22 protein-coding genes are annotated in these 25,003 nt (G+C 33.6%); 11 read left to right on the forward strand and 11 right to left on the reverse strand.

Annotated elements, in window-relative coordinates:
• Nucleotide 1: 1 nt before the first annotated feature.
• From IMCC3317_RS19310 to IMCC3317_RS19335, 7 genes are all read right to left on the reverse strand, one after another.
• Nucleotides 2-889, reverse strand: a complete 888-nt coding sequence (locus IMCC3317_RS19310) for a dienelactone hydrolase family protein (protein ID WP_160131122.1) — start codon at nt 887-889, stop codon at nt 2-4.
• A 47-nt stretch (nt 890-936) separates the two neighbouring features.
• The gene (locus IMCC3317_RS23810; protein WP_262887064.1) at nt 937-1,068 is read right to left on the reverse strand and encodes a hypothetical protein; all 132 of its coding nucleotides are present in this window, start codon (nt 1,066-1,068) and stop codon (nt 937-939) included.
• A 20-nt stretch (nt 1,069-1,088) separates the two neighbouring features.
• Nucleotides 1,089-1,340 carry a hypothetical protein gene (locus tag IMCC3317_RS19315; RefSeq protein WP_160131123.1) on the reverse strand — a complete coding sequence of 84 codons (252 nt, stop codon included), beginning with the start codon at nt 1,338-1,340 and terminating at the stop codon, nt 1,089-1,091.
• 310 nt (nt 1,341-1,650) lie between these two features.
• Nucleotides 1,651-3,765 (reverse strand): GmrSD restriction endonuclease domain-containing protein, encoded by a 2,115-nt coding sequence (locus IMCC3317_RS19320; protein WP_160131124.1) that lies wholly within the window; start codon nt 3,763-3,765, stop codon nt 1,651-1,653.
• Between the two features lie 245 nt (nt 3,766-4,010).
• Nucleotides 4,011-5,006, reverse strand: coding sequence for a UDP-3-O-(3-hydroxymyristoyl)glucosamine N-acyltransferase (lpxD, locus tag IMCC3317_RS19325; RefSeq protein ID WP_160131125.1), 996 nt, complete (start codon nt 5,004-5,006; stop codon nt 4,011-4,013).
• Nucleotides 5,007-5,251: 245 nt separating this feature from the next.
• Nucleotides 5,252-5,476 carry a hypothetical protein gene (locus IMCC3317_RS19330; RefSeq protein WP_160131126.1) on the reverse strand — a complete coding sequence of 75 codons (225 nt, stop codon included), beginning with the start codon at nt 5,474-5,476 and terminating at the stop codon, nt 5,252-5,254.
• Nucleotides 5,477-5,746: 270 nt separating this feature from the next.
• Nucleotides 5,747-6,574: a CCHC-type zinc finger protein gene (locus tag IMCC3317_RS19335; protein ID WP_160131127.1), complete on the reverse strand. Its 828-nt coding sequence runs from the start codon at nt 6,572-6,574 to the stop codon at nt 5,747-5,749.
• 159 nt (nt 6,575-6,733) lie between these two features.
• On the opposite strand from IMCC3317_RS19335, the gene IMCC3317_RS19345 reads away from it, so the two are divergent.
• The 9 genes from IMCC3317_RS19345 (at nt 6,734) to IMCC3317_RS19385 (ending at nt 16,985) form a co-directional block, all read left to right on the forward strand.
• A complete protein-coding gene (locus IMCC3317_RS19345; RefSeq protein WP_228054854.1) occupies nt 6,734-7,441 on the forward strand; it encodes a DUF1697 domain-containing protein in 708 nt (235 codons plus the stop codon).
• Nucleotides 7,442-7,585: 144 nt separating this feature from the next.
• On the forward strand, nt 7,586-7,990 hold the full coding sequence (locus IMCC3317_RS19350; RefSeq protein WP_160131128.1) for a RidA family protein: 405 nt from the start codon (nt 7,586-7,588) through the stop codon (nt 7,988-7,990).
• A 145-nt stretch (nt 7,991-8,135) separates the two neighbouring features.
• Nucleotides 8,136-9,581, forward strand: coding sequence for an aldehyde dehydrogenase (locus IMCC3317_RS19355; RefSeq protein WP_160131129.1), 1,446 nt, complete (start codon nt 8,136-8,138; stop codon nt 9,579-9,581).
• Between the two features lie 248 nt (nt 9,582-9,829).
• Nucleotides 9,830-10,618 carry an SDR family oxidoreductase gene (locus IMCC3317_RS19360; RefSeq protein ID WP_160131130.1) on the forward strand — a complete coding sequence of 263 codons (789 nt, stop codon included), beginning with the start codon at nt 9,830-9,832 and terminating at the stop codon, nt 10,616-10,618.
• A 432-nt stretch (nt 10,619-11,050) separates the two neighbouring features.
• A complete protein-coding gene (locus tag IMCC3317_RS19365; RefSeq protein ID WP_160131131.1) occupies nt 11,051-11,635 on the forward strand; it encodes a hypothetical protein in 585 nt (194 codons plus the stop codon).
• A gap of 285 nt (nt 11,636-11,920) precedes the next feature.
• Nucleotides 11,921-13,009, forward strand: a complete 1,089-nt coding sequence (locus IMCC3317_RS19370; RefSeq protein WP_160131132.1) for an amidohydrolase family protein — start codon at nt 11,921-11,923, stop codon at nt 13,007-13,009.
• A 69-nt stretch (nt 13,010-13,078) separates the two neighbouring features.
• On the forward strand, nt 13,079-14,218 hold the full coding sequence (locus IMCC3317_RS19375) for a hypothetical protein (protein ID WP_160131133.1): 1,140 nt from the start codon (nt 13,079-13,081) through the stop codon (nt 14,216-14,218).
• Between the two features lie 120 nt (nt 14,219-14,338).
• Nucleotides 14,339-15,886, forward strand: coding sequence for a peptide MFS transporter (locus tag IMCC3317_RS19380; protein ID WP_160131134.1), 1,548 nt, complete (start codon nt 14,339-14,341; stop codon nt 15,884-15,886).
• 295 nt (nt 15,887-16,181) lie between these two features.
• Entirely contained in the window at nt 16,182-16,985 is an 804-nt protein-coding gene (locus IMCC3317_RS19385; RefSeq protein ID WP_160131135.1) for a class I SAM-dependent methyltransferase, read from the forward strand.
• 36 nt (nt 16,986-17,021) lie between these two features.
• Here the strand turns inward: IMCC3317_RS19385 and IMCC3317_RS19390 are convergent, their stop codons facing one another.
• The gene (locus tag IMCC3317_RS19390; RefSeq protein WP_160131136.1) at nt 17,022-17,801 is read right to left on the reverse strand and encodes a zinc ribbon domain-containing protein; all 780 of its coding nucleotides are present in this window, start codon (nt 17,799-17,801) and stop codon (nt 17,022-17,024) included.
• Nucleotides 17,802-17,803: 2 nt separating this feature from the next.
• Complete coding sequence (locus IMCC3317_RS19395; protein ID WP_160131137.1) at nt 17,804-18,898, reverse strand: Nif3-like dinuclear metal center hexameric protein; 1,095 nt, start codon at nt 18,896-18,898, stop codon at nt 17,804-17,806.
• Between the two features lie 175 nt (nt 18,899-19,073).
• Here IMCC3317_RS19395 and IMCC3317_RS19400 point away from each other — a divergent pair, with 175 nt between their 5' ends.
• Complete coding sequence (locus IMCC3317_RS19400; RefSeq protein WP_160131138.1) at nt 19,074-19,505, forward strand: hypothetical protein; 432 nt, start codon at nt 19,074-19,076, stop codon at nt 19,503-19,505.
• Between the two features lie 43 nt (nt 19,506-19,548).
• Nucleotides 19,549-20,580: a tetraacyldisaccharide 4'-kinase gene (gene lpxK / locus IMCC3317_RS19405; protein WP_160131139.1), complete on the forward strand. Its 1,032-nt coding sequence runs from the start codon at nt 19,549-19,551 to the stop codon at nt 20,578-20,580.
• A 63-nt stretch (nt 20,581-20,643) separates the two neighbouring features.
• Here lpxK and IMCC3317_RS19410 read toward each other — a convergent pair whose 3' ends face one another.
• Both IMCC3317_RS19410 and IMCC3317_RS19415 read right to left on the reverse strand, forming a co-directional pair.
• Nucleotides 20,644-22,488, reverse strand: a complete 1,845-nt coding sequence (locus IMCC3317_RS19410) for a hypothetical protein (RefSeq protein WP_160131140.1) — start codon at nt 22,486-22,488, stop codon at nt 20,644-20,646.
• A gap of 429 nt (nt 22,489-22,917) precedes the next feature.
• Complete coding sequence (locus IMCC3317_RS19415; RefSeq protein WP_160131141.1) at nt 22,918-24,981, reverse strand: response regulator; 2,064 nt, start codon at nt 24,979-24,981, stop codon at nt 22,918-22,920.
• Between the last annotated feature and the right edge of the window lie 22 nt (nt 24,982-25,003).

Raw genomic sequence — 25,003 nt, forward strand, 5'->3', positions numbered from 1 at the left:
TTTACACCAACTTCTCCTTAAAAAATGCAATCGTTCGTTCCCAAGCCAACGTTGCTTCTTTTTTATCATAACGTGGCGTTGTATTATTATGAAACCCGTGATTTACATTCGGGTAAAAATGTGCTTTGTAATCTATTTGGTTAGCTTTCAATACTTTTTCATAGGCTTCCCAACCTGCATTCACGCGCGTGTCCAATTCGGCATATTGTAACAACAAAGGAGTTGTAATTTTTGCAGCATCTTCATCACTTGGTTGTCTTCCATAAAAAGGAACAGCAGCCGCCAAATCGGTTAGTTTTACAGCCATCATATTCGAAATCCAGCCGCCAAAACAAAAACCAACAACGCCAACTTTTCCATTGCAATTTGGGTGATTTTTTACATATTCAAATGCAGCAATAAAGTCTTCCAACATTTCATTTTTGTCACGCTTTTTCTGCATCGTTCTTCCGTCGTCGTCATTTCCAGGGTAACCGCCAAGTGGCGATAATGCATCTGGTGCTAAACTTATAAAACCATCTAATGCTGTGCGTCTTCCGACATCTTCAATATACGGATTTAAGCCTCTATTTTCATGAACAACAATGACGCCAGGTACTTTTTTCGAAATATCTTTGGGTAAAGAAAGTAGTCCTTTAATCTTTCCGCCACCTTTTGGAGAATTATACGTGATAAATTCAGAATCTAGCCGAGCATCATCTTTTGAAACTTCGGAAGTCGTTGTATAATTTGGCGACATAAAACTCAGTAATGAACCAACAGTAATACTTCCTGCGGCATACAAAGAAAGTCGTTTTGCAAATTGACGTCGCCCAATTTTATTGTGTGCATAGTCGTCATACAAATCAAAAACTTCTTGTTTAATATCTTCTTTTTTTAATTCGCTCATGTCTTTAGATTTTGGATGATTTCAAGTTACGGAAATTAATAAACGTTTTAAAGAATGATGCGTTTATTTATCCTATTCATACCAATTTCCAATCCTGCAAGAATTTCATTTTTTTGTACAAATTGAATCATTTCATCTTCTATTTTTTGTTTTGAAGCTTCATTAATGTAACTGCTCATATTTTCTCCTATAACCAATTTTAATTGTTTTCTTTAGGATTTAAAATGATAGAAAGATGATTATCTCTGTTAATCCTTAAAGAAGCACCATGCGCTTTGTCAAGATTAATAGTGTTTAAATTTTTAGAGTAATTGGAAATTCCCATTGAGAATTTAGAGAGTTTATATTTTTTCAACAACTTAAACGCAACAAGGCTTACAGGTTCCTCAAACCCTATTGTTTTAAACCCAAAAAATGTTTTGATTCTATATTTGAAATATTCAAACTCCATAATGAGATTGACTTTGAATATATTATATCTAATTTTCCACGGAAGCATTTTATAAAGTATATAAATTGATGTAATGTTACAACAAAGTTAGAAATTTATAACGACTAAGCAGAGATTTTCTAGAAGTCTATCAGTCGTTCGCTGTCGCTATAAAACGAATTCATAGCATTGAAGGCAACCGAATTTTAATTGGCGAACACTTGACTCCTATTGGGAAATTGTATAGAGTGAATGTGAATTTGTTGTTGCGATGATTTGATTGTTGATTGAAAAATTAGAGTTATTTTTAAATGGTTTTTTTAGGAAAATATTATTTCCAATGTAGCTTTTCGTACTCACTTTGTTCCTCTCTGTTTTTCGGAATTGATGAGTTCCCATTTCGGACGTAAAAACTATCTTTTCCCTCAAAATTCGCAAACACAGGTTTTCCACTTTTTAGGATTTTCACTTTACAAATTGTTTTTTCATCAATTATTGGAAACGATACTTTTAAATGCTTTTCAAAGTTTGAACCTAAATGTTTCTTAATAATGTTCCTTAAATGCAATTCAAAACCGTCTACATCTTTTTTAGAAAAGGTTTCAATGTCTTTTTCAAGTCCTAATGCATTTCCATCATCATCAACTCCGATGATTAAAATCCCGCCTTCGCTGTTTAAAAACGCAGAAATAGTTTTAGCAATGACATATTCTAAATTTTTATTTATAATATTTTGTCTCAAATCATAGCGTAAAGTTGATTTCATTTCCAACTTTTCATTTTCTCCGATTAAGATTAATTCTTTTAATTCTGTGTCCTCTACTTTTTCCGTATTTGTTAATTCTATTCTTCTTTTTAAAGCATTAAAAATGGAAGTAGCTCTCTTTTCTAAAAACACAGAATAATCATCACTATGAATACCAAAATCGTCAATATTTTCAATTAAGTGAGATTTGATAGATTTATTCAATTCATCATTTTCATCTAAAAAATCTTGAATATAAATTGAAGGTGCTTTTGCTTTAATTTTATACTTATTTAAACCTGCTCCAACCAAAGTAATATTTACAATACTATTTTCGTTTCCAATCCCTTTTTTTCTTAAATATGATTTAGGGAAAAAGTGGTGATAGTTTTTACTATTTGCCATTTTTAAATAAGAATTATCAAGAATAACTTTTCCGTTATCTTGAAAATCTTTTGGTTCGGAATAGGCTAATAAACAAAGAACTGCTTTGCAATAGCTGTTTCCTGCACTAAAATTTGTATCAATTAAATCTCTTGGTGAACTTAAAAAGACTTTTAATTCATCGTAGTTTGGTCGTTTCCCATCTAAAATTTGATCGATTCTTTTAATATCTTGAGCAAGTTTAGATTCTGTTGAACTTGAATATCTAAACGATAATGAAATTCTCCAAAAAAATTCTTGCAAGTATTTTATTTGTTCCCCTTTTGGCTTTTCTTTTTGATAGTAAAAGAAATAACTGAAAGGAACTAAAAGTGCATCATAAGGTAAGAGTGTTGATACAGGAATTCTATAAACTGAACGGAAATAGTCAATACTTTCTTTAAGTGCTGAAATAACATCGTCCCAAATGTCAATAATACGCTGTTTATCTAATTGTAAAACGACTTTTCTTTTACACTCTTTATTTTTACTTAATATTAGACCTAAAACATTTAGAATTACTGTGCTTGAAATTGTGTCATATTTGCTGACTTCAAGTTCTTTAAGTAATTTTTGAAATCGGTCTTGCATATCAAATTTCTGTTCCTCATCATAAGTTTTTGCAGACATTATTTCAAATAAAGTCAATGTTTGTCCGCCTGTATTTATTCGAGTAAAGACTTCGATTGCAGAATCAATATCTTCTTTACGAAGTACAACTGTTGAGAAATCGTAAGAAGTAAAAGTTTCTTTATATTCTTGAATTTTATCTATATCGTCATTAGAATAACTCTCTCTTAAATCACTGTATTTAGAATTTAGTAAGTTTTTCAGCGAAATACTCTTAGACTCAGGTTTCTCTGATACTATGATTTGTTCATCGTTATTGTTAATATCTCCTTCTAAATCAACGAATATTGAACCGTAATCCGTAATCTTTTTTTCGCCTTCTTTTTGTATTGAAGCACCTAAAAATGCTGCGTATAAAGATGTGATTCGTTGTTGTCCATCTAAAACATATTGAACTTTTATGTCGTCTGGAATAGGTGGTAATTTAAGATTTCCAATATTTTTAATATCGTTTAATCTTTCGTTTGTTTCCCACAAAATGAAAGTTCCAATTGGATAACCTTTTAAAATACTATCTAAAAGTTTTGCTGTTTTATCAATGCTCCAAACAAAATCTCGTTGGAATTTTGGAATTTTAATTTGTCCTTTTTGTATTTCGGATATTAAGTCCGTATATTTTTTTGAGTCTGGTTTTGGCTGTTTATTCATTCAGTTTAATTCTTGTTCTTTTATTTCTCTTTTATTGTTGTCTATGTTATGTATAAAAGAAATTTTAACTCAAAACTCCTATTTATTTCCGATAAAAGTAAAACAAAACTCACACACACACAATGAGGTTTCCCGTAATCCAACAAAAATCATTCGTGAATTCGTGGCAAAACCTATACAATGCGTAACAAGCAAACTCTTTTAAAAGTTTAAAACAATCATCTAAACACATTAAGAAAGAAAATCTATTGGTCTTTCATCAATCGTCTCACAGTTGCCCATTGTTTCAGCATCAATCTGGCATCTTGTGCAGGATATCCTAACACCGTTTTTCCTGCTTCTACATCATTCATTACTCCAGAACCTGCCGCAACCGTTGCGCCCGAATGTATCGTAGTATGATCTTTAATAGAAGCGCTTCCGCCAATAATAACGCCATCGCCTAACGTCACAGAACCTGCAAGTCCGCTATGTCCAGCCATAATACATGAACGTCCCATAACACTATTATGCGCTATTTGTACAAGGTTATCAATCTTACAACCATCACCAATAATAGTGGAACTAAACTTTGCTCTATCTACACATGAATTTGCGCCGATTTCAACAAAATGTCCAATAATGACATTTCCTATCTGTGGAATTTTCACAAGTCCTCTGCCATCTTCACTTGGTCTATATCCAAATCCGTCAGCTCCAATACTTACATTCGTATGAAAAATACAATGGCTTCCAATAATACAGCGTTCGCGAATTACAGTTCCAGACCAAACAATCGTATGATTTCCAATTATAGTTTCATCAAAAACACATACATTTGGGTATAAAACGACTTCGTTTCCTAACTCAACATCTTTCCCTACATAACAATTTGGACCAATCTTACAGCCATTTCCAATCTTTGCAGTTTCATGAATCACGGCAGTTGGATGAATATCTGTGTCAAAAACAGGTGCTGGCGGATTGAAAAATTCCAATATCTTTGCCATTGCTAAATCGACATTCTCTACTTTAATCAAAGCACGATTGTCGCCAGGTTCAACATCCAAATTAGAACTTACAAGTGCCGCACAAGCTTTTGAATCTGCCCAAAGCTTCACATACTTTCGGCTTCCAATAAATGTAATTTGATTGTTGCTTGCTTTTTGTAATTCCTCTGGACTTTCAATTTTGTGGCTTGTATCACCTATTAATTCGCCTTTGACAATAGTATTGATTTCACTTATAGAATATGATGTCATGTATACGTGTAGTTATTAATTCGTTAGTTGCTTGTAAATTTAAAAGAAAAAAGTGAATTTATATTATTGAGTTATACACTTAAGTAATTGTATAAAGTTATAATTATCAGGCACTTAATTTTGCTTAATGCCATTTAAAGGATAATCTTTATAAGAGTTTAGCTTTTTAAGCATGGAATATGCAGTTAACCAATTGATTATCAATAAAGAACTAAGTGTATAACTCAATTATATTATTTTTGAAATCATTCAATAATTTCATAGTCAATATCTAATTTTCGCAACGCTCTCAAAGCAGAACCAGAATTTTTGTCGTCCACCTCAATATCTACGGCATCTCCTTCCAAGAGAATTTCTGTAAGTTCGTTGGCTAAAGATTCACCAATACTAAGTGAAACCTCTGAAATACATTTGGCTATCGCTCTTTTATCTGGTCGTTGCGCATCACACGATAATAGGTTTAGTTTCATGAGTTTATTTATTTTGTTTTTCAACGGTCACATGTTGTTCGCTATTAACCATTCCTTTAGATGATAACGTTTCTAATATGCTCGTTTCATGAGTTTATTATTTTATGAATGAAAAATACTAATGGTTAAAATTCATTTAGATTAAACACACACATTAATATTTCTCGTAATATAATCAAAAACATTCGTGAATTCGTGGCAAGAAAGAATAAGATGGTTTTGGTTCGAGGAAACACCTAAATATTCTCGCGAACTAATCAGAATTAGGATTCAAATAAAAATCGCATACAACACGATGATTGCAATGACAATTCCAATAATTATTTTTCTTCTTTCTATACGATTTCTCTTGATGAAAAAATTTCCGTTCAAATTCAAAGACATATTTTCTGTAGCATATTTATCAAACAATAATGCCGAAATTATAACGGTAATTATAAAATATACCAAAGAAATATAAATTCCTTCAGAAGCTTGCATCTTCATCATGTTACCAGTAATTAAACCATTAGAAAACGTATCATATGTCAAATAAAGTCCAATCAGAATTCCTGAAATAGCAAGCCAACGATTCTTTCTTTTATTAATGAGATACCAAACTAACAATCCGATTGGAGCCAATAAAAAAGCAATTGTCAAAATTGTCAATGCAATAGCAATGGCAAAAGCAATAAGTCCCAATTTTATTGATATGCCTAAAATACTTGTATCGTTAAAAAATGATTTCTTATTTGAGGAAGAAGATCTACTAGATGAAAATAAACCTTGCGGACAATCTCCAGAAGCATGATTTTTGCTTCCACAATTGCTGCATTTACTTGAAAATATTCCGTGCGGACAATTTCCAGAAGCATGATTTTTGCTTCCGCAATGACTGCATTTGCTTGAAAATATTCCGTGTGGACAATCTCCAGAAGCATGATCTTTACTTCCGCAATGACTGCATTTGCTTGAAAATAATCCGTGTGGACAATCTCCAGAAGCATGATCTTTACTTCCACAATGACTGCATTTACTTGAAAATAATCCGTGCGGACAGGTACTAGAAGCATGTTCCTTACTTCCGCAATTACTACATTCAGATGAAAATAATCCCATGTTTGTTTTTTATTTTTTTGATGAAAGATTTTTTAAATTGAGATTCACTTCCAAACTTATTCCATAAAAATAGCACAAAGATTACATATATAAAAAAGAATTGAGTATTGAGTTTTCTATAGTACAAAACCCAACACCAACAAATAACAAATAACAAATTTGAAGTTTATATGTTTAAAAGTTTATCAGTTTATAGATTACATCAAAAAAAAGAATAAATTAACACACAACACACAACACACAACACACAACACACAACACACAACACACAACACACAACACACAACACACAACACACAATCCAACCAAAAAAATGTATCTTTGAAACGCACACAACCAACCAACATGATTTACATCGCCATCTTACGCGGAATAAACGTTTCAGGAAGTAAAAAATTACCAATGGCAGAACTCCGTACACTATTGTCAACACTCGGTTTTGCAGATGTGCAAACCTATATTCAAAGTGGAAATGTAGTCTTCAAAGCAGCGAAACAAAATCAAGAAAAATTAGGAAGTCAAATCGCGGAAGCTATCAAAAAAAAATATGATTATGAAGTTCCTGTGTTAGTGAAAACAATCGATCAATGGAAAACGGCAATTGCAAACAATCCATTTGCGGAAGCTGATATTTCAAAACAAGGAATCACATTCTTGGCAAGAATTCCCGAAGAGACTACGATTGAAATAGACAGTAAAGGTGATCGTTTCAAAATTATCAATTCAGAAATATATTTAGACTGCCCAACTGGTTTTGGACGCACCAAACTCACAAACAATTTCTTTGAACGCAAACTCAAAACACGAGCAACCACCAGAAACTGGAAAACGATTTATAAATTGTTAGATCTCGCGGAAGCCTTATAAAATTATAAATGTTGAATTATAAATTTTAAATTAAAAAGTATTTTCAACAAACAACAAACAACAAACAACAAATCAACACTTCGACTCCGCTCAGTGTAAACAAATTGACGAAAAACCAAATAAACAAACAACACATAATAAAAAATGCAAGAAAAAAAAGTAACACCAAGAGGCGCATATCCACACACAAAACGTGCGGGCGACTTCATATTTGTATCAGGCACAAGTTCGCGAAGACCAGATAATACCATTGCTGGCGTTGATATCATTGACGAAATGGGCACAAAACATTTGAATATTGCTACGCAAACGCGTGAAGTCTTAAAAAATATTGAAAAAAATTTACAAAATGTAGGCGCAAGTTTGGCAGATGTCGTAGATGTAACTTCGTTTCTTGTCAACATGAACGATTTTGCAGGTTACAACAAAGCGTACGGAGAATTCTTTGACAAAGAAACTGGACCAACGCGAACTACAGTTGCTGTACATCAATTGCCACACCCAGATTTGGTGGTGGAAATCAAAGTAATGGCGTATAAAAAGCAATAAAATACTAGAATGAAGCGAAAATTCATAAATTTTAAAAATATCTTTCCAAAAGTATATGATTAAAATTTTTAATGAGAGAACGAAGTGGTTACACACGTTCTCAATTTTATAATTAACTTTCAAAAAATTATTAAAATTTAAACGTGTGAAAAAGATTCTCAACTACATAAACGGCACTTACGTTGAACCAAAAAGTAACGAATGGATTGACAATTACAATCCATCCAATGGAGAAATCTATGGGAAAATTCCAAACTCTTCTGCGGAAGATGTTGAAGCGGCATATCAAGCAGCAAAAACGGCATTTCCAAGTTGGTCTTCTACCACAATAGATGAACGAAGCAGAATCCTTCACAAAATAGCAGATTTAATAGAAGAAAACTTACCAGATTTAGCATACGCAGAATCGTTAGACAATGGAAAACCGTTAAGTCTCGCCACACAAATTGATATTCCACGAGCAACAAGTAATTTTAAATTCTTTTCGCAAGCAATCACACAATTTTCAAGCGAAGCGCACGAAAGTATTGGACTCAATGCGATGAACTTCACCTTGCGACAATCTATTGGAGTTGTAGGCTGTATTTCACCTTGGAACTTACCTTTATATCTTTTCACATGGAAAATTGCGCCAGCGTTAGCGACAGGAAATACAGTAGTTGCAAAGCCGAGTGAAGTCACGCCAATGACCGCATATTTACTCGGCGAAATCTGCACAAAAGCGGGTTTGCCAAAAGGAGTCTTGAATATTGTACACGGTTTAGGACATACAACTGGACAAGCAATTACGGAACACCCAAACATCAAAGCAATCTCGTTTACTGGCGGAACGGCAACTGGCGCGCATATTGCCAGAACTGCTGCGCCAATGTTTAAAAAGCTTTCGCTAGAATTAGGAGGAAAAAACCCAAACATCATTTTTGCTGATTGCGATTATGATGAAATGTTAAAAGTTACGGTGCGTTCTTCGTTTGCAAATCAAGGACAAATCTGTTTATGTGGTTCGAGAATATTTGTTGAAAGAAGCATTTATGACAAATTCAAAACGGATTTTGTAGAAAAAGTAAACGCATTAAAAGTTGGAAATCCATTTGATGAAACTACGAATATTGGCGCGCTGGTTTCTGAGTCACATCTTGAAAAAGTAAAATCATACATTGACATTGCAAAAGAAGAAGGCGGAACCGTTTTATGTGGCGGAAATAAAGTTGCGGTTGAAGGTTTTGAAAACGGATACTATTTAGAACCGACAGTTATTGAAGTTCAAACAGATCAATGTCGTGTAAATCAAGAAGAAATATTTGGTCCAATCGTAACCATGATGCCTTTTGATACGGAAGAAGAAGTTTTGGCAATGGCAAATGGTGTTCGCTATGGATTATCGGCAACATTATGGACAAACAATTTGAATCGCACGATGAATATGTCTAAGAAAATTGAAGCAGGAATTGTTTGGGTAAATACGTGGCTTTTGCGTGATTTGCGTACGCCTTTCGGCGGAATGAAAAACTCAGGCGTTGGACGTGAAGGTGGCATGGAAGCATTGCGTTTTTTTACGGAACCTAAGAATATTTGTATAAAATATAAGTGAGTTGAAAGTGAAAAGTGAAAAGTTAAAAGTGCGCCGCATTGAGCATTATTAAAATCAAAATATATTTTGATTGAAAATACCTAGCGTAGCTATCGAAATGAAAAGTGAAAAGGAAATGCTAAATGTAAAATTTTAAATGTAAAAGTGTTTTTTCGAATAAACGAATAAACGAATAAACGAATAACGAATTACCAAGACCAAAGACCCAAATCAACAAAAAACGAATAAACGAACAACACCAACAAAAAATGAACCTAAACTTACAACATAAAAACGCACTCGTTTGCGGAAGTACGCAAGGAATCGGGAAAGCAGCAGCGAAGCAATTAGCCGAATTAGGCGCAAACGTAACCTTAACTGCTAGAAATGAAGAAAAACTGAAACAAGTGGTAAGCGAATTGGATACTACAAAAGGACAAAAACACAGTTACATTATAGCAGATTTTCAAAATCCAGAGGAATTGCGTGAAAAAGTGGAATCTTTTATAAAAGAAAATCATGCGTTTCATATCTTAATCAACAATACTGGCGGACCAGCAGGCGGACCAGTTTTCAATGCAAAATTAGACGAATTTGAACGTGCATTTACACAACACTTAAAATGCAATCATGTATTAGTGCAAACTGTTGTTGGCGGAATGAAAGAAGCTGGTTACGGACGTATTATCAATGTGATTTCTACCTCTGTAAAACAACCTTTAGATGGTTTAGGTGTTTCCAATACCATTCGTGGTGCAGTTGCCAATTGGTCAAAAACATTGGCAAACGAACTTGGACAATTTGGAATCACGGTAAACAATGTATTGCCAGGCGCAACAGCTACGGAACGTTTGTCAGAAATCATCAAAAACAAAGCTGCCAAAACAGGTAAAACAATAGATGAGGTAAGTACAGCAATGAAAAATAGTGTGCCAGCCAAACGTTTTGCGAAACCAGAAGAAATTGCAAATGCTATTGCTTTCTTGGCTACTGACGCCGCATCATACATAAATGGAATCAATGTTCCTGTTGATGGTGGACGAACGAAGTCGTTGTAGTTTTTTATATAGTTAAAAGTTAAAAGTTAAAAGTGAAAAGTTGAAAGTGAAAAGTGAAAGTGAAAGTGAAAGTGAAAAGCTGAAAGTGAAAAGATTTAGTCGAATTGAAAAACGAACAAATCAACGAACCAACAAAAAACAAAATAGCAAAGAGTGAAAAGTTGAAAGTGCTTTAGATTTAGTCGAATTGAACAATGAACAAGTCAACGAATCAACAAAACAAAAACAACCCAGCGAAGCTGTAAAAACAAAAACTACACTTTTAACTCATAAACATATTTATAAAATTCTTACAAGGTTAAAAGTATAACTACCTGACTTTATAATTTTTTAACAATTAATTCATAAAAGTGTTAAAAAATTCTTAAATTGAGAGTCTGAAAACCATATTTTACGATGTTTAATATATTGTAAACTAATAAACTAACCATAATGAACAGAAGAAACTTTATTGTATCCAGTGTAATGAGCGCAGGTGCGCTCTCCATGTTCCCTAGTTCTGCCTTAGCTAGTAATAACGGTATTTCTCTCTCCAGTATCGGAAAAGGATTTAATCGTTTACTAAGTACTGTTGAACACATTTCTATCTCAAACCTGTCAAGCGGAGTTGCAAAAACGCACCAACGATTGATTGCAACTTTAAGCGAAGAAGGATATGTGTACAATGCCACTGAAGTAGTGAAACTAAACAGCTCATGTTTTGCAATTCCACTTCAAAAGAAACCAATGTTTGGATTTAAAAGTAAAGAATTGGCATTAATCGTTAAGGAAAATGGCACGAGTAAGTTTTATATCTTAAACGAAAAATTAGCAAGTGAATTTGCAGGATTAGTTGAAAACGTTAGTCAAAATGCAGAATCACATGAACTTGATATAGACGCGGCTTCTTTTGCATTTCCAGTAAAAGTGATAGCACAAAAGCAAGGAAGAAAAACCACATTTTCCTATCAAAATAAATTTGATAATACAATTACTTTAAGAGCCGCTCGAAAAGAATCAGCAGTTGTTGTAAGTTAAACAAATAGTAACCAACCATATTTTTAGTAAACTAGCCTTTATACTTTTTTGACGATTCAAAAAGGAGTGAAGGCTAGTTTTTTTAGATTACAAGCATTTTAAAACGTTAAACACAACACAATCTCTATAAGAAATAGTATTTTTATAGGATTAATTATGCGTGAGGGATTGTCCTTCGACTTCGCTCAGGAATCTACTATTCGGTAGTAATAAAAAAATAACCGAAAAGTACACTGAGGTACTCGAAGTGAACATTTAGAGTCACGCCCAAAAACTAATACTACCTTGAAACGAAAACTGCGTATAAACGGACATTCACATTTATTGCCATATCCAGAGCAAATTCCTCAATTTATGAAGGATAAAAAGATTTTTTGGGTAGATGATGAACGTAAATATATGTTGCAAGACGATTGGAAACGACCTGTGACAGATTCTAGTTTTTTCTTGAATGAAAAGCTAGCTTGGATGGAAAAAAACAAGATTGACCATGCCGTAATACTGAATCTTTCACAATTATATGGAAACGGTTTGCGCCTAGAAGCAATGAAACATGCGTTGCGTTTTCAGAATGATTTTAATGCAAAAGTGCAACAAGATCATCCATCGAAATTTACCTGTGGATTTGTAGTGCATCCGGGATTTATACATGGCGCTTTATGGGAAATTGAACGTTGTGTAGAACAATTAGGCTTGCACGTTTTGTGTTTGCCAACGCACTTTATGGACTCTATAGGACAATGGAGATCTGTGTTTGATGAAGAAAATGATCCAATTTTTGAATTGGCAAATAAGTATAAATTAGCGATTGAAATTCATCCGTATGATGGCGATAAAATGATCAAATTAGAAAACGTAAATTGGCGTTTTCACTTAATTTGGATGTTGGCACAATGTGGTGATGCGTATCATTTTTATACGCTAAACGGAATGCAAGAACGTTTTCCAAACATTCGAACGTGTTTTGCACATGGCGGACAATTGGCGCAAATGAATTTAGGACGACGAATTCAAGGATTTGATGGACGACCAGATTTGTTTGAAGGAAAAGTACATCCACGAAAAGCCGTTGGACATCCAAATATTTACTTTGATACGTTGGTACACGATACGGATTCGTTTAAGTTAATGGTTGACAGACAAGGAAGTAAGCAGATTATTATGGGATTAGACGATCCGTATCCGTTGGGAGAAATGGTAAGCGATGCACAATCATCATATCCTGGGAAACTCCTCGATTTATCAATGCAACGCAATATTATAGATCAAAAACAACACGATGATATTTGGGAAGACAATGTATTGCGTTGGTTATTTGGTGAAAATGAAGCTGCAAAAAAAGACTTGGTTCGTAAGATATTAGGTGGTGAATAATGTAACAATTAATCAATGTATTAATTTTTTAATCATTCAATCTTGTAATTCATTAATTATATTTTTTAAATGACAAGTGTAGCACAATTCCATAACCTCGCACATATTTTTATTTCCTTTGTCGGAGCTATTTTGCTATTGGCAATTTATTCGAATATTCGGAAGCGTTTTCGCCAGATTTTAGAAGAAGACGAATCGCAAAAACGTGTCGATAGCGGATTGTTATACCTAAGTTTAGCCATGTTTGTTTGGGTTGGTTCAGGAATTTGGGCGTACACATCAAAACGGTTTGGGTTTTCTGACACGATGGCGTATCAAATTGGTGTGAACTTATTGTCTATTGTGAACAATCTCTTTTTGTTGATGGCACTTTTTTACTTTTACTACGCGCCAAAATTCATCTACAATAACACAAAAAACATCAAGATTATCATCGGAATCATTATTGCAGTTGCTTCTGTAACGCTTATAATGACTGGTGTTTTTGGTAAAAATAATATCTATAATAACGTGCGATTAAATGCAGTTCCAGATTTAATATTATCAGGTTTCTTGTGTTTTTTAATGCTAATTTCTTTCTACAAAACTTTTTTACATCGTGGATTAAAACTCGTTGCGATGATTTCGGTAGTGATTATGGTATTAATTTTTGTGTCACAGTTGCCAGAAGTTTTTCTAAGTTTTAATGATGAATTTGCTACGTTACTTATCAAGATTATTGCAAAAACATCACTGATTTCATTATTTTTAGTATTGGCGACAAGTTGGGTAATTCAACTCGCAAATACACCACGACCAAATGAAATGCGTCTTAAATTCCTAGATTGGTCATTGATTCAACTCAGTATTCCATCAAAAAATATAAACAATGCGCAAGTAGATTTTGGATCGAAAACTACTCAATATAAAAACTTGTTGAAATTTGCCATTCGTCGCGAATATGGAAATGGCGATTTGCAAAGCATTTTGGTAAGTTCCGCTGGTGAAATAAAAAACCAAACCTATCTCACACGAATTATTGAAAATATCAATGAAATTTTACAACTAGAAGCGCATCAACAATTAGAACGTAGAGACTTATTTACGTTTTTAGGCGAAGGAAAATACCGATTGCGTATGATTCCCGAAAACATTACTATTGATGAAGGTTTGCTCCATGAGTTTGTGCAAGTTGCTGAAAATGAAGAATATAAATCTATTTGTAATTAATTGTGCTTCACAACACAAATCTGCACAACTTATTATTTTTTACTATACTTAACGACACTACTTTTCTTTAGATTTGAAGAATGACACATTTGTATGCTATTAATTTAAAATACAATGTACATGTCATCTTCAACTGTTTCCGATACACGATTCGGGCATCCAAAAGGATTATTTTATTTGTTTTTTGCCGAACTCTGGGAACGTTTTTCTTTCTACGGAATGAAAGCGTTGCTTATTTTATACATGACCAAACAGTTATTGTTTAGTGATGATATGTCCATCGGAATTTTTGCTGCGTATATGTCATTAGTATACGTAACGCCAGTTTTGGGCGGAATTATCGCCGATCATTATATTGGATATCGAAAGGCAATTTTCCTTGGCGGAATTTTGATGGCGTTAGGACACTTTTTCTTAACAATAGAAACACCAATATTTTTCTACGGTTCGTTGGCATTGATAATTGTCGGAAACGGTTTTTTTAAGCCAAATATTTCCACATTTGTTGGCGCATTGTATAATGAAGAAGACAAACGGCGCGATGCTGGATTTACCATTTTTTACATGGGAATCAACATTGGTGGCGCAGTTGCTCCATTATTATGTGCTTGGTTTGCGGAAGTGTACGGCTGGCATTATGGTTTTATGTTGGCAGGATTTGGAATGTTGTTGGGATTATTCTTTTTCTATCGAGGAACGAACAAAAATGTGTTTCAAGAGAAAGGAAAAGTGCCAAATCAGAAATTATATGATCAAAAATGGCTTGGCTTAAATAAAGGACAATTAGTTACGATTGGTGCATTTTTGGCAGTTCCTGTATTTGCTATTATTGTAAAATTCAATCAATATGAACATTATATCGTTTGGATCGCTACGATCGCGATTACTGCGATGATAGTTTATATTTATCGTTCTGTTGGAATCATCGCGCGAAAGCGTTTATTAGTAACCGCATATTTCACGATTTTAATGGCGTTATTTTGGGCAATTTTTGAACAAGCAGGAAGTTCATTGACACTTTTTGCAGATAGAAACATCAATCTCGTCGGACTGAATGCAGCGCAAACAAACAGTATAAATTCAGGATTTATCATTCTATTAGCAATTCCGTTTTCATGGTTATGGACGGTTTTAATAAGAAAAAATAAAAATCCAAATTCTGCGCTCAAAGCTGGATTAGGCTTGTTTTTATTAGGACTTGGATTTATTGTCTTCGCAATGTCTGCAAATTCGGTGGATATTTTCGCAAAGACTCCAATGTGGTATTTATTTGTCGGGTATTTAATTTTAACCGTTGGCGAATTGTGTATTTCTCCGATTGGATTATCAAAAATGACGGAACTTTCACCAAAAAAATACTTGGCATTTATTATGGGAGTTTTCTTTTCTGCATCTTTCTACGGACACTTTTTTGCTGGGAAAATTGCCAAATTAACCACAGTTTCAGCAACAGAAGAAAACATGTTTGCAAGTGGAATTTTTGGTCAAATAACAGAAACAATTACAGGATTGACACCAGATTTTTCAGGAACCAACGGAGCAGCATTCGAACAATTATACCAATATGTATCAGTTTATGCTGTTTTTGGCGTGCTTACCGCAGTTATTGGAATATTGGTCATGATGATATCGCCTTTTATTAAAAGGTTGATGAGCGGCGTTCATTAATCAAAAACGAGGAAACTGTTTTTTATTGCCAAAAAAGCCTCGCAAATTGCGAGGCTTTTTCAAGATTTAGAACTATTACTATTGCTCCGAAGTACTTCTTCGCAATTAGTTTTGTAAATGAATTTCCAGAAATATTTTGTAAGTCTGAAATGTCAATAATATTTTATTATTTTTAAGGTAAATGCTTTTACTAATTCTTCAATTTAAGTATGATTTCATTTTTTTTCCTTAGAATTGTCATTGAGAATTAATTCGAACAACAATTATACGATAAAAGGCATAAAAAACCGACAAAATGAACAATAATTATTTTAATACCAATAAAGAAACCTGGAATAAAAAGGTAGCCGTTCATGCAAAAAGTGAAATGTATGCGATGGAAGATTTTAAAAATGGTGCATCATCTTTAATGAAATATGAACTGAATAGTTTGCCAAATGTAGCAGGGAAATCAATATTACACTTGCAATGTCACTTTGGGCAAGATACGTTGAGCTTTGCTCGAATGGGCGCAAAAGCAACAGGAATTGATTTGTCTGATGAAGCAATTAAACTAGCAAAATCCTTAAATACCGAATTAAATTTAGATGCGCAATTTCATTGTTGTAATGTGTTTGATGTAAACGATCATGTCACAGATACATTTGATATTGTATTTACAAGTTACGGCGTCATAGGTTGGTTGCACGATTTACAAAAATGGGCGGAAATTATAGCATCTCGCTTAAAAGATGGCGGAACATTTTACATGGTAGAATTTCATCCAATTGTATGGATGTTTGATTATTTACAAACGCCGGCAATATTAAAATACGCGTATAGTCAAGAAGAAGTGATTTACGAAGAATACGAAGGAACGTACGCCGAAGATGGAGAAACGAAAATGGTTAGCAAAGAATACGCTTGGAATCACGGTTTGAGTGATGTCATCAACGCACTAATTGAAGCAGGTTTGACAATTGAACTCTTCAAAGAACACGATGCGTCTCCATATGATGTATTACCAAATTTGGTAAAGAATGCCGAAGGTTTGTATGAAACCAGCGATAAATTGTATCCGTTAATTTACGAACTTAAAGCCACAAAAAAACCTCGCTAAGTAGCGAGGTTTTTTTTAATATATATTGTGTTGGATTTAAAACTTAGCGAAAAGTTTGTCCATTTTTATTTTTTCTTCGTCAGCTAATGCTGGATCAACTAAAATGCGTCCACTATGCTCATCAGTGATGATTTTCTTTCTAGAAGCAATCTCTACTTGAACTTGTGGTGGAATTGTAAAATAAGAACCACCAGAAGCACCTCTTTCAATTTTTACAACTGCCAAACCGTTACGTACATTGTTACGAATACGTTTGTAAGCTGCTAACAATCTGGCTTCGATTAGCTTTTCAAATTCTGCAGATTTTCCTAAAAGGTATTCTTCTTCTCTTTTAGTTTCTTCAAGAATATCGTTTAATTCCGCTTTTTTGTGCTTTAAATGTGATTGTCTTTCGTCAACACGTTCTTTCGTTTGTGAAATGACAGCTTTCTTTTGATCAATAGAAACTTTAAATTCTTTGATGTGCTTTTCAGCCAATTGCATTTCTAACTCTTGAAATTCAACTTCTTTAGATAAAGCGTTGAATTCTCTATTGTTACGAACATTTTTTTGTTGCTCTGTATATTTTTTGATTAAGGTTTTAGCCTCGTCAATAATATTCTTTTTGCTCTTGATGTTATCATCAATCTGACCAAGATCGGCTTGAAGCTTCTCATGTCTCGTAGTTAATCCAGTTACTTCATCTTCTAAGTCTTCTACCTCTAAAGGAAGTTCTCCTCTTACATTCTTAATCTCGTCTACACGAGAATCAATTAATTGTAAATCAAAAAGCGCGCGTAATTTTTCTTCAACCGTAACTTCTTTCTTCTTTGCCATATCTATGAATACTTGATTGGATTTGTATTTTCTGCTGATAAAATGAATGCAAAATTAGGAATTTTTTTCGTAAGATACTCAAATAAAAGATTTTTTGTATACTGTTCACTTTCATAATGTCCAATATCTGCCAAAACTAACTTTCCTTCCGCCTTGTAAAAGTCGTGGTATTTCAAGTCTGCCGTAACATATGCGTCTGCGCCAGCACGTTTAGCATAATCAATAGCAAAGCTTCCGCTTCCACCCAAAACAGCGACTTTTTGAATCATTTTTCCTGATAATGCCGAATGTCTCACCACAGGAACCTTCATTTTTGTCTTTAATAAGGTCATAAATTGCGATTCTTCCATTGGTTTTTCAAACATTCCAATCATTCCCATTCCAATATGCTGATTTGTATTTTCCAAGGTTGTAATTTCATAGGCAACTTCTTCATACGGATGATTTTCATGAAGCGTTCGGATAATTTTACTTTCTAAATGTTTCGTAAACGTAATTCCTACCTGAATTTCTTCTTCAAAATGTGTGTCTCCTTTTTTGCCAATCGTAGGATTTGAAGCTTCATTTCCTTGAAAACTTCCCAAGCCTTCTACGCTAAAACTACAATTTTCATAATTACCAATATTTCCTGCGCCAACAGCAAACAAAGCATTTCGAAGTTTTTCAGCAGCTTTTTTAGGCACAAATGTTATGAGTTTTTTAATCGTTCCTTTTTGTGGAATTAAAATTGATTTTTCGGTCAAGCCTAATTCGTCACAGATCCGATCGCTGACACCATTCCACGAATTGTCCAACGCAGTATGCATTGCGTAAATGGCAATATCATGTTTTATAGCTTTCAAAACCACACGTTCCACATAGGTTTTTCCAGTAATTTTTTTTAAGCCAGAAAATATAATTGGATGAAAACTCACAATCATATTGCAGTTATTTTCAATTGCTTCATCTACGACATTTTCAAGTGTATCTAACGAAATCAATACGCCTGAAACTTCTTGTGTATTCGAACCAATAAGCAAACCTACATTGTCAAAATCTTCGGCATAGGCGAGTGGACATAATTCTTCAATGTGTGAAATAATATCTTGAACGATCATTTTTTGTGCTTTTGTTCAAATATAGAAATTAGCATCAGAAAAACAGATGAAAAACGCTAAAATCAAGTCTATTTGTTACGCTTATGAAGTTATTTCTACGCTTACATAAAATGTTTTGTAAAGTGAACTTGATGTTTTAATTTGAATGGATTAAACAATTTATTCTATCAAAACTATGAAAATAAACATGATTACGATGCTGCTCTTATTGACTAATTTTTTTGCTTTTTCGCAATCGCGAGACGGATTAACTGCTATTAAAGATGATCGATTGTTTGAAGTCGTTTTAGAAATTAACGAAACCAATGTAGTATCCAGAAGCAACAATTATTTTAGAATGCAAGCCATAAAAGTTAGCAGCGACGAACGCGCAAGTGACGACGACGAAATTCAAGCATTTAAAAGCTTTTATTATATTGTGATTGCTGATTTTGAAGAATCGCCACAAGGAAAATTATACAAAACAGAAAACTTAATTTCGCCTACGATTTCCGTATTTCCAGACAGTTATAAGTTTTTTAAAATCTTAATAAAACATGGCGAACAACAAGAAAAACAATTAATGTTATTTGCCTCCAATGAGAAGATATATGTTAAAAAGGAATGATTTTTACTATTTCAATTCCTTAAAAAATGATACTTTCGCTTTTATGCGACGACTTCGACTTTTATTATTTCCGTTCTCCATAGTATATGGCGGCATAGTGTTTTTGCGTAATTGGTTGTTTACAAAAGGTTGGTTGAAATCTAAATCGTATGATTTTCCCGTGATTTGCGTTGGAAACTTAAGTGTTGGCGGTACCGGAAAATCGCCTATGATTGAGTATTTAATTCGATTGACAAAAGATGAATACAAAGTTGCCACACTAAGTAGAGGTTACAAACGGAAAACGACAGGGTTTTTAGTCGCGAATGCGGAAACTACAGCTTCTGATATTGGCGATGAACCATTGCAGTTTTATAGCAAATTCAAAGATGAAATTATAGTTTCGGTTGAAGCTGAACGAACCGCAGGAATTGAAGCGTTGCGAAATTTGCCAATTGCTCCAGATATCATTTTACTAGATGATGCGTTTCAACACCGAAAAGTAACCGCAGGATTCAATATTCTGTTAACGCCATATCACGATTTGTATGTGAACGATTTTATGTTGCCTGCAGGAAATTTACGCGAGCCAATTTCAGGTGCAAAACGCGCAGATCTGATTGTAGTGACCAAATGTCCGACAAACGTTTCAGAAAATGAGATGCTTCAAATCACGCAGAAATTACGTCCGAAAACGGATCAAAAAGTATTCTTTACGACAATAGCTTACGCAGAAATGATTCAAAACGAAACAGAAAAAATTTCGTTAGCATCTTTGAAACAACAAGAATTTGTATTGATTACAGGAATTGCAAATCCTAAACCATTGTTGAAGCATTTAAACGATGAACAATTACAGTATGTGCATTTAAAATTTCCAGATCATTATAATTTCAGCGAAAGCGATATTAAAACGATCAAACAAAAAGCAGGAAACAAGCGTATTTTGACAACGGAGAAAGATTTTATGCGTTTGCAAGGAATGTTGGATAGTTTGTATTACTTGCCAATAGAAGTTAGTTTTTTAGCGGAAGAAATGGATTTTAAAGAGAAGATTAAGGTTTTTATAAAATCAACTCTTCAGTTGTTACATTAAAAATAACGGGAAATCCTAATAAAGGAAATCCCGTTTTAATTTGTTTTCTATTTGGTATGCTAATTAGAAATCTCTAATGATATGCGCAGTTCCTTGAACAAAATTTGTATTCCCTAATAAATCTATATAATTGCCTGTAAAATCAATATCAATATAGGTTCCTATAGGACCAAAACTGGTTATTGTAAATTGTATAGCACCAGTAATACCCACAGTTGCGTTTGAATCAATCCCATTAGCGTCTCCAAAGACTTCGAAAGCCAATGCAGTCGTGGTAGATTGATTAGGATTATAAGGATATGTTCCTAATGCCGCTACATTGCCATAAATGTAAGTTCCGCTATTAGATGATGAAGCTGCTGCGTAAATATTGTTTGCTCCTTGTGAGCCGCCGCTAGGATATAGTAAATCATATTGTAAAGGCGTTCCATTTACACTGTATCGTATGTATTCCGCAACCAATCCGCCACAAGCAGTTAAATTTGCAATAGCACTTGGATTTGCTGTTACAGTCATAGGTACAACCGTTTGACCAGTACTTAAGTCTGCACCTACAAGATCTATGTTTACTGGAATACTACATGATACAGCAGTATAGTTATGTGTTCCTCCATTTACTAAATAGGTTGCCAAAAATTGTCCTCCATTAGAATAGGTCACATAACCATTAGTGACAGGCGCTGAAGCACAATTTAGTACAGATCCTGAAATATTTACTGCTGAATTTGGTGTTAAATTTACAGGAATAGTAATCGAAGTTGCACTATTAAAAGGACCAAATGAAGTATTAGTGTAAAGTACTGTTCCGCAAAGATCTGTAATTGTTATACTCATTACTTGACCACTTGGAATTTTTCCACTAACATTACCGCTGCTGCTGCTATTAGTAACTGCAAAACGAGAAAAACCATTATATGAAATCGTTACCTTAAGACCTACTACTGCATTTCCCGTACTAGCATCAGTTACTGTAGCACTGAAATTGACTACTGGAAAAGGAGCATCACAATTCCAAAAAGAGAAATGGTTTACTTCCGCTATGTAATGACTACCATTCTTATTGGCTACTGTTTCTTCAAACCAAACTCCAGTATCTTCATTAAAAGACCACATTGGTACTTGATTTGTAGCTATTGCTAGTTGATCAGGATGTATAGGTAAATGAATTTTTGCAGGATTTGTAATTTGTAATTTTTCGCCCGAACTTCCTGTAAGTTCTACATTTACCATTCCATACGAACCTAGAGCAACTTCTTCATAATTTGCGGTTAATCCGTAAAGTTCTCCTGGCATTGTATTAGCCATATCCTCATTTAAAGGATTTAGATAGTTAAGATTTACCGAAACATTTCCTGTGTATGAATTTCCATTTTCATCTATAAAACCATCATCAAAAATGACTATTACTTCTCCTCCAAAATCAGTTTCAACGATTACTTCTCCTCCCGAAGAATCAATGATTTGTGAGCTTTCTAAATTAAAAAGTTTTATGGTAAATGAATTTTGACTATTGTTTCCATGGTTAGGCACCATAACTCTAGAGCCATTTGTATATCCTTGAGCGGACACACGGGCATAAGCAAAATTTTCGTTGACAGTTGCATTCATAAACGTAACGATTCCATTTTCGTCTGTCGTTCTTTGTGTTCCACCTAATATAACTATTGCGCTTATTATAGGTTGGTCATTTTCATCTATAATTCGACCTACGAAATTTGCGCTTACAGATCTTCCTTTATACTCTCCAAGAGCTTCTTCTAAATGCTCAGTATCTATACCATTATTTTGACGCTTAGCTTCAATTGAATTAGCTGTTTCAGATAATGGTTCATTGTCCTTTTGGCAGGCTAGTATGCTTACTGTAATAACAGCAAATAGCACAAGGTACTTTGTTAAACTTTTTTTCATGATAGTGTTGATTAAATTGTTCTTACTCTATTAAAGCTTTTCAGATAACGCTTTATGTAATACAATCATCAGTACAGTTAGGGGAAAACTATAATTTTTTAAGTCTTTAATAGATAAGAATCTATTTGGTATACTAAACAAAAATTCAATAAGTAGAAAGCTTTGATTCGTAAGTACACAACAATTTTTGTTAAAAATAACTTACAATAAATATAGGGTTAATTATTGTAATTTAAAAGAAAAAACTTTAAATATTTTGTATTGACAAAAGTAAGGCGCATAACCAACTCATTAAATTTTATAACGAAACAGTCTGAATATATGTATGAAACAAGGTTTAGTTGCTTTTTGTTTCTTTCAAAAGAACATTTGCCAGATATGTAGAATACTGAGTAGAATCGAAATGTAAATGTGATGTGTTTTAAATTATTAAGAAAGAATATGCGAAATCTTTTTGTAGAAAACCTCAGGATCAAAAGGTTTCGAAATTACTTCGTTAAAACCATCTTTTAAGAAATCATTTTTATTATCGTCTAGCGAAATTGCTGTCAACGCAATAATTGGCGTAGAAGCATCAAATTTTCGAATCTCTTTAGTGGCTTCAATTCCGCTAATTCCTGGCATATGAATGTCCATTAAAATAAAGTCATAATGATTACTTCGAGCATAATCAATAGCTTGATAACCGTCGTCTGCAATATCGCAGGTCATATTTTGTTTTGCGATAATTTTCTTCGTAATGACTTGGTTTATTTTGTTGTCTTCAACGAGCAATACTTTAAATTGTCTGTTTTTAAGATCGGTTTTTTCTTCGCCTATAATTTCTGTATGACTTAGTGCTTCTTCTTCAACTTTATCTAAAGTAAGCGGAAAACGGAACGTAGAACCTACGCCTAGTTTACTTTCGAGTTGAATGTTGCTATTCAGCAATTCCAACAAGCTTTTTACAATTGTTAATCCTAAACCAGTTCCACCATATTTACGGTTGATTTGCACAGAACCTTGCGAAAAACTATCAAAAATATTTTCTTGCATTGCTTTCGAAATCCCGATTCCATTATCTTTTATTTCAAACAAAATGGCTTGTTGCGTATCGCTTTCTTCCGTAATTGTTGCAGAAATTTCTACAATTCCATCTTTTGTAAATTTTAAACCATTGCTAATCAAGTTGATAAATACTTGCGACATTTTTAGGTAATCGCCAATCAATTTATCAGGAATACCTTTATCAATACTTAAAATGATTTTATTATTGTTTTCTTTAGATGTTTGCGAGAGCGAATTCACGACATCATTTAATACCTTTTTTAGATTTATTGGTGCTCTTTCAACCGCAAGTTTTCTAGCTTCAATTTTATTCACTTGAAGAATATCGTTGATAAACGTCAATAAATAATCGCCCGAAAACTTCAAGGATTTTAAGTGTTCTTTTTGGCTCTCGCTAGGGTTTTCTTCTAACAATAAATGCGTCAAACCTGTTACGGCGTATAGTGGCGTCCGCAGTTCGTGCGTTACCGTAGACAAGAATTGCGCTTTGGCTTTCATCGCTTTTTCCGCGTTGTCTTTTGCCAATTGCAATTCAGAGTTTTTCTTCAGTAATAAGTTGTTTGTTTTAACTTTAATTTGATTGTTTCGATAGAGAGAAATCGTCAATAATGAAATAATGATTAACAACGCCGAACTTAATATAGACGTTAATTTGTTACGTTTTCCAACTTGAGTAGAATCGTCGTATTGACGTACTAATTCAGTAATGTGACGCTTTTGAAATTCATTGTCAAAATTAGCTCTAGCTAGCGCAACACTTTGCAAACGCTCTATATTGTAGATAGAGTCTTTGATTTTAATGTATTCATTTTGAAATGTATATGCATTTTTCAAATCATTCAAACCTGCATACATATCGCCAATAATTTGTGTGCTTTCAAGTTTTATAATCGGGAAATCATAGGAATTTGCAATTTGTAAAGCTATTTTGGCATTTAGTTTTGCTTGTTCATATTGCTTGATATTTTTATACGCTTTCGCGAGATTCAAATGTACTTTGGCGCGTAAATACTTTGGCTGATACGGATCGTTTATCGGTAATGAATTTTCAAAACTTTCAATAGCACGATTATTAATTCCTTGACTTAGATAGAATAAACCGCGATAATATTTTAATTTTTTGATATCATCCGTAGATTGATATTTTTCAAAAATAGCTTCTGCATCACTAAAATGCTTGTCAGCATTGCTGTATGAAGTGTTTCGAGTCGCGGTTAAGGCGCGTAAAACATAATTATAACCGAGTCCAAGTGAATCTGGAATTTCTAATTGAATTTGTGCAGCTCTTTTTAAATAACTTTCTATTTCCGTTGGATTGAAACTTTTGTAGTTTTCTTCAATTCCTAATTCCGCACGAAGCATATAGACTTTTGCGGTGCTTTTTTTATCGTTAATACTATCCGATAAGTCCAAAATAGTCACTAGCTTTTCTAATGCGTGACTCATTTTAGCTTTATTTTTAAACTCA

It is taken from the genome of Kordia antarctica, from assembly GCF_009901525.1.
Classification (GTDB): domain Bacteria; phylum Bacteroidota; class Bacteroidia; order Flavobacteriales; family Flavobacteriaceae; genus Kordia; species Kordia antarctica.

Bases quoted from the DNA above. Each gene is read 5' to 3' on its own strand.
- IMCC3317_RS19310 (WP_160131122.1), bottom strand. From the start codon at position 889: ATGAGCGAATTAAAAAAAGAAGATATTAAACAAGAAGTTTTTGATTTG.
- IMCC3317_RS23810 (WP_262887064.1), bottom strand. From the start codon at position 1,068: ATGAGCAGTTACATTAATGAAGCTTCAAAACAAAAAATAGAAGATGAA.
- IMCC3317_RS19315 (WP_160131123.1), bottom strand. From the start codon at position 1,340: ATGGAGTTTGAATATTTCAAATATAGAATCAAAACATTTTTTGGGTTT.
- IMCC3317_RS19320 (WP_160131124.1), bottom strand. From the start codon at position 3,765: ATGAATAAACAGCCAAAACCAGACTCAAAAAAATATACGGACTTAATA.
- lpxD (WP_160131125.1), bottom strand. From the start codon at position 5,006: ATGACATCATATTCTATAAGTGAAATCAATACTATTGTCAAAGGCGAA.
- IMCC3317_RS19330 (WP_160131126.1), bottom strand. From the start codon at position 5,476: ATGAAACTAAACCTATTATCGTGTGATGCGCAACGACCAGATAAAAGA.
- IMCC3317_RS19335 (WP_160131127.1), bottom strand. From the start codon at position 6,574: ATGGGATTATTTTCATCTGAATGTAGTAATTGCGGAAGTAAGGAACAT.
- IMCC3317_RS19350 (WP_160131128.1), top strand. From the start codon at position 7,586: ATGCAAGAAAAAAAAGTAACACCAAGAGGCGCATATCCACACACAAAA.
- IMCC3317_RS19360 (WP_160131130.1), top strand. From the start codon at position 9,830: ATGAACCTAAACTTACAACATAAAAACGCACTCGTTTGCGGAAGTACG.
- IMCC3317_RS19365 (WP_160131131.1), top strand. From the start codon at position 11,051: ATGAACAGAAGAAACTTTATTGTATCCAGTGTAATGAGCGCAGGTGCG.
- IMCC3317_RS19375 (WP_160131133.1), top strand. From the start codon at position 13,079: ATGACAAGTGTAGCACAATTCCATAACCTCGCACATATTTTTATTTCC.
- IMCC3317_RS19380 (WP_160131134.1), top strand. From the start codon at position 14,339: ATGTCATCTTCAACTGTTTCCGATACACGATTCGGGCATCCAAAAGGA.
- IMCC3317_RS19385 (WP_160131135.1), top strand. From the start codon at position 16,182: ATGAACAATAATTATTTTAATACCAATAAAGAAACCTGGAATAAAAAG.
- IMCC3317_RS19390 (WP_160131136.1), bottom strand. From the start codon at position 17,801: ATGGCAAAGAAGAAAGAAGTTACGGTTGAAGAAAAATTACGCGCGCTT.
- IMCC3317_RS19395 (WP_160131137.1), bottom strand. From the start codon at position 18,898: ATGATCGTTCAAGATATTATTTCACACATTGAAGAATTATGTCCACTC.
- IMCC3317_RS19400 (WP_160131138.1), top strand. From the start codon at position 19,074: ATGAAAATAAACATGATTACGATGCTGCTCTTATTGACTAATTTTTTT.
- lpxK (WP_160131139.1), top strand. From the start codon at position 19,549: ATGCGACGACTTCGACTTTTATTATTTCCGTTCTCCATAGTATATGGC.
- IMCC3317_RS19410 (WP_160131140.1), bottom strand. From the start codon at position 22,488: ATGAAAAAAAGTTTAACAAAGTACCTTGTGCTATTTGCTGTTATTACA.
- IMCC3317_RS19415 (WP_160131141.1), bottom strand. From the start codon at position 24,981: ATGAGTCACGCATTAGAAAAGCTAGTGACTATTTTGGACTTATCGGAT.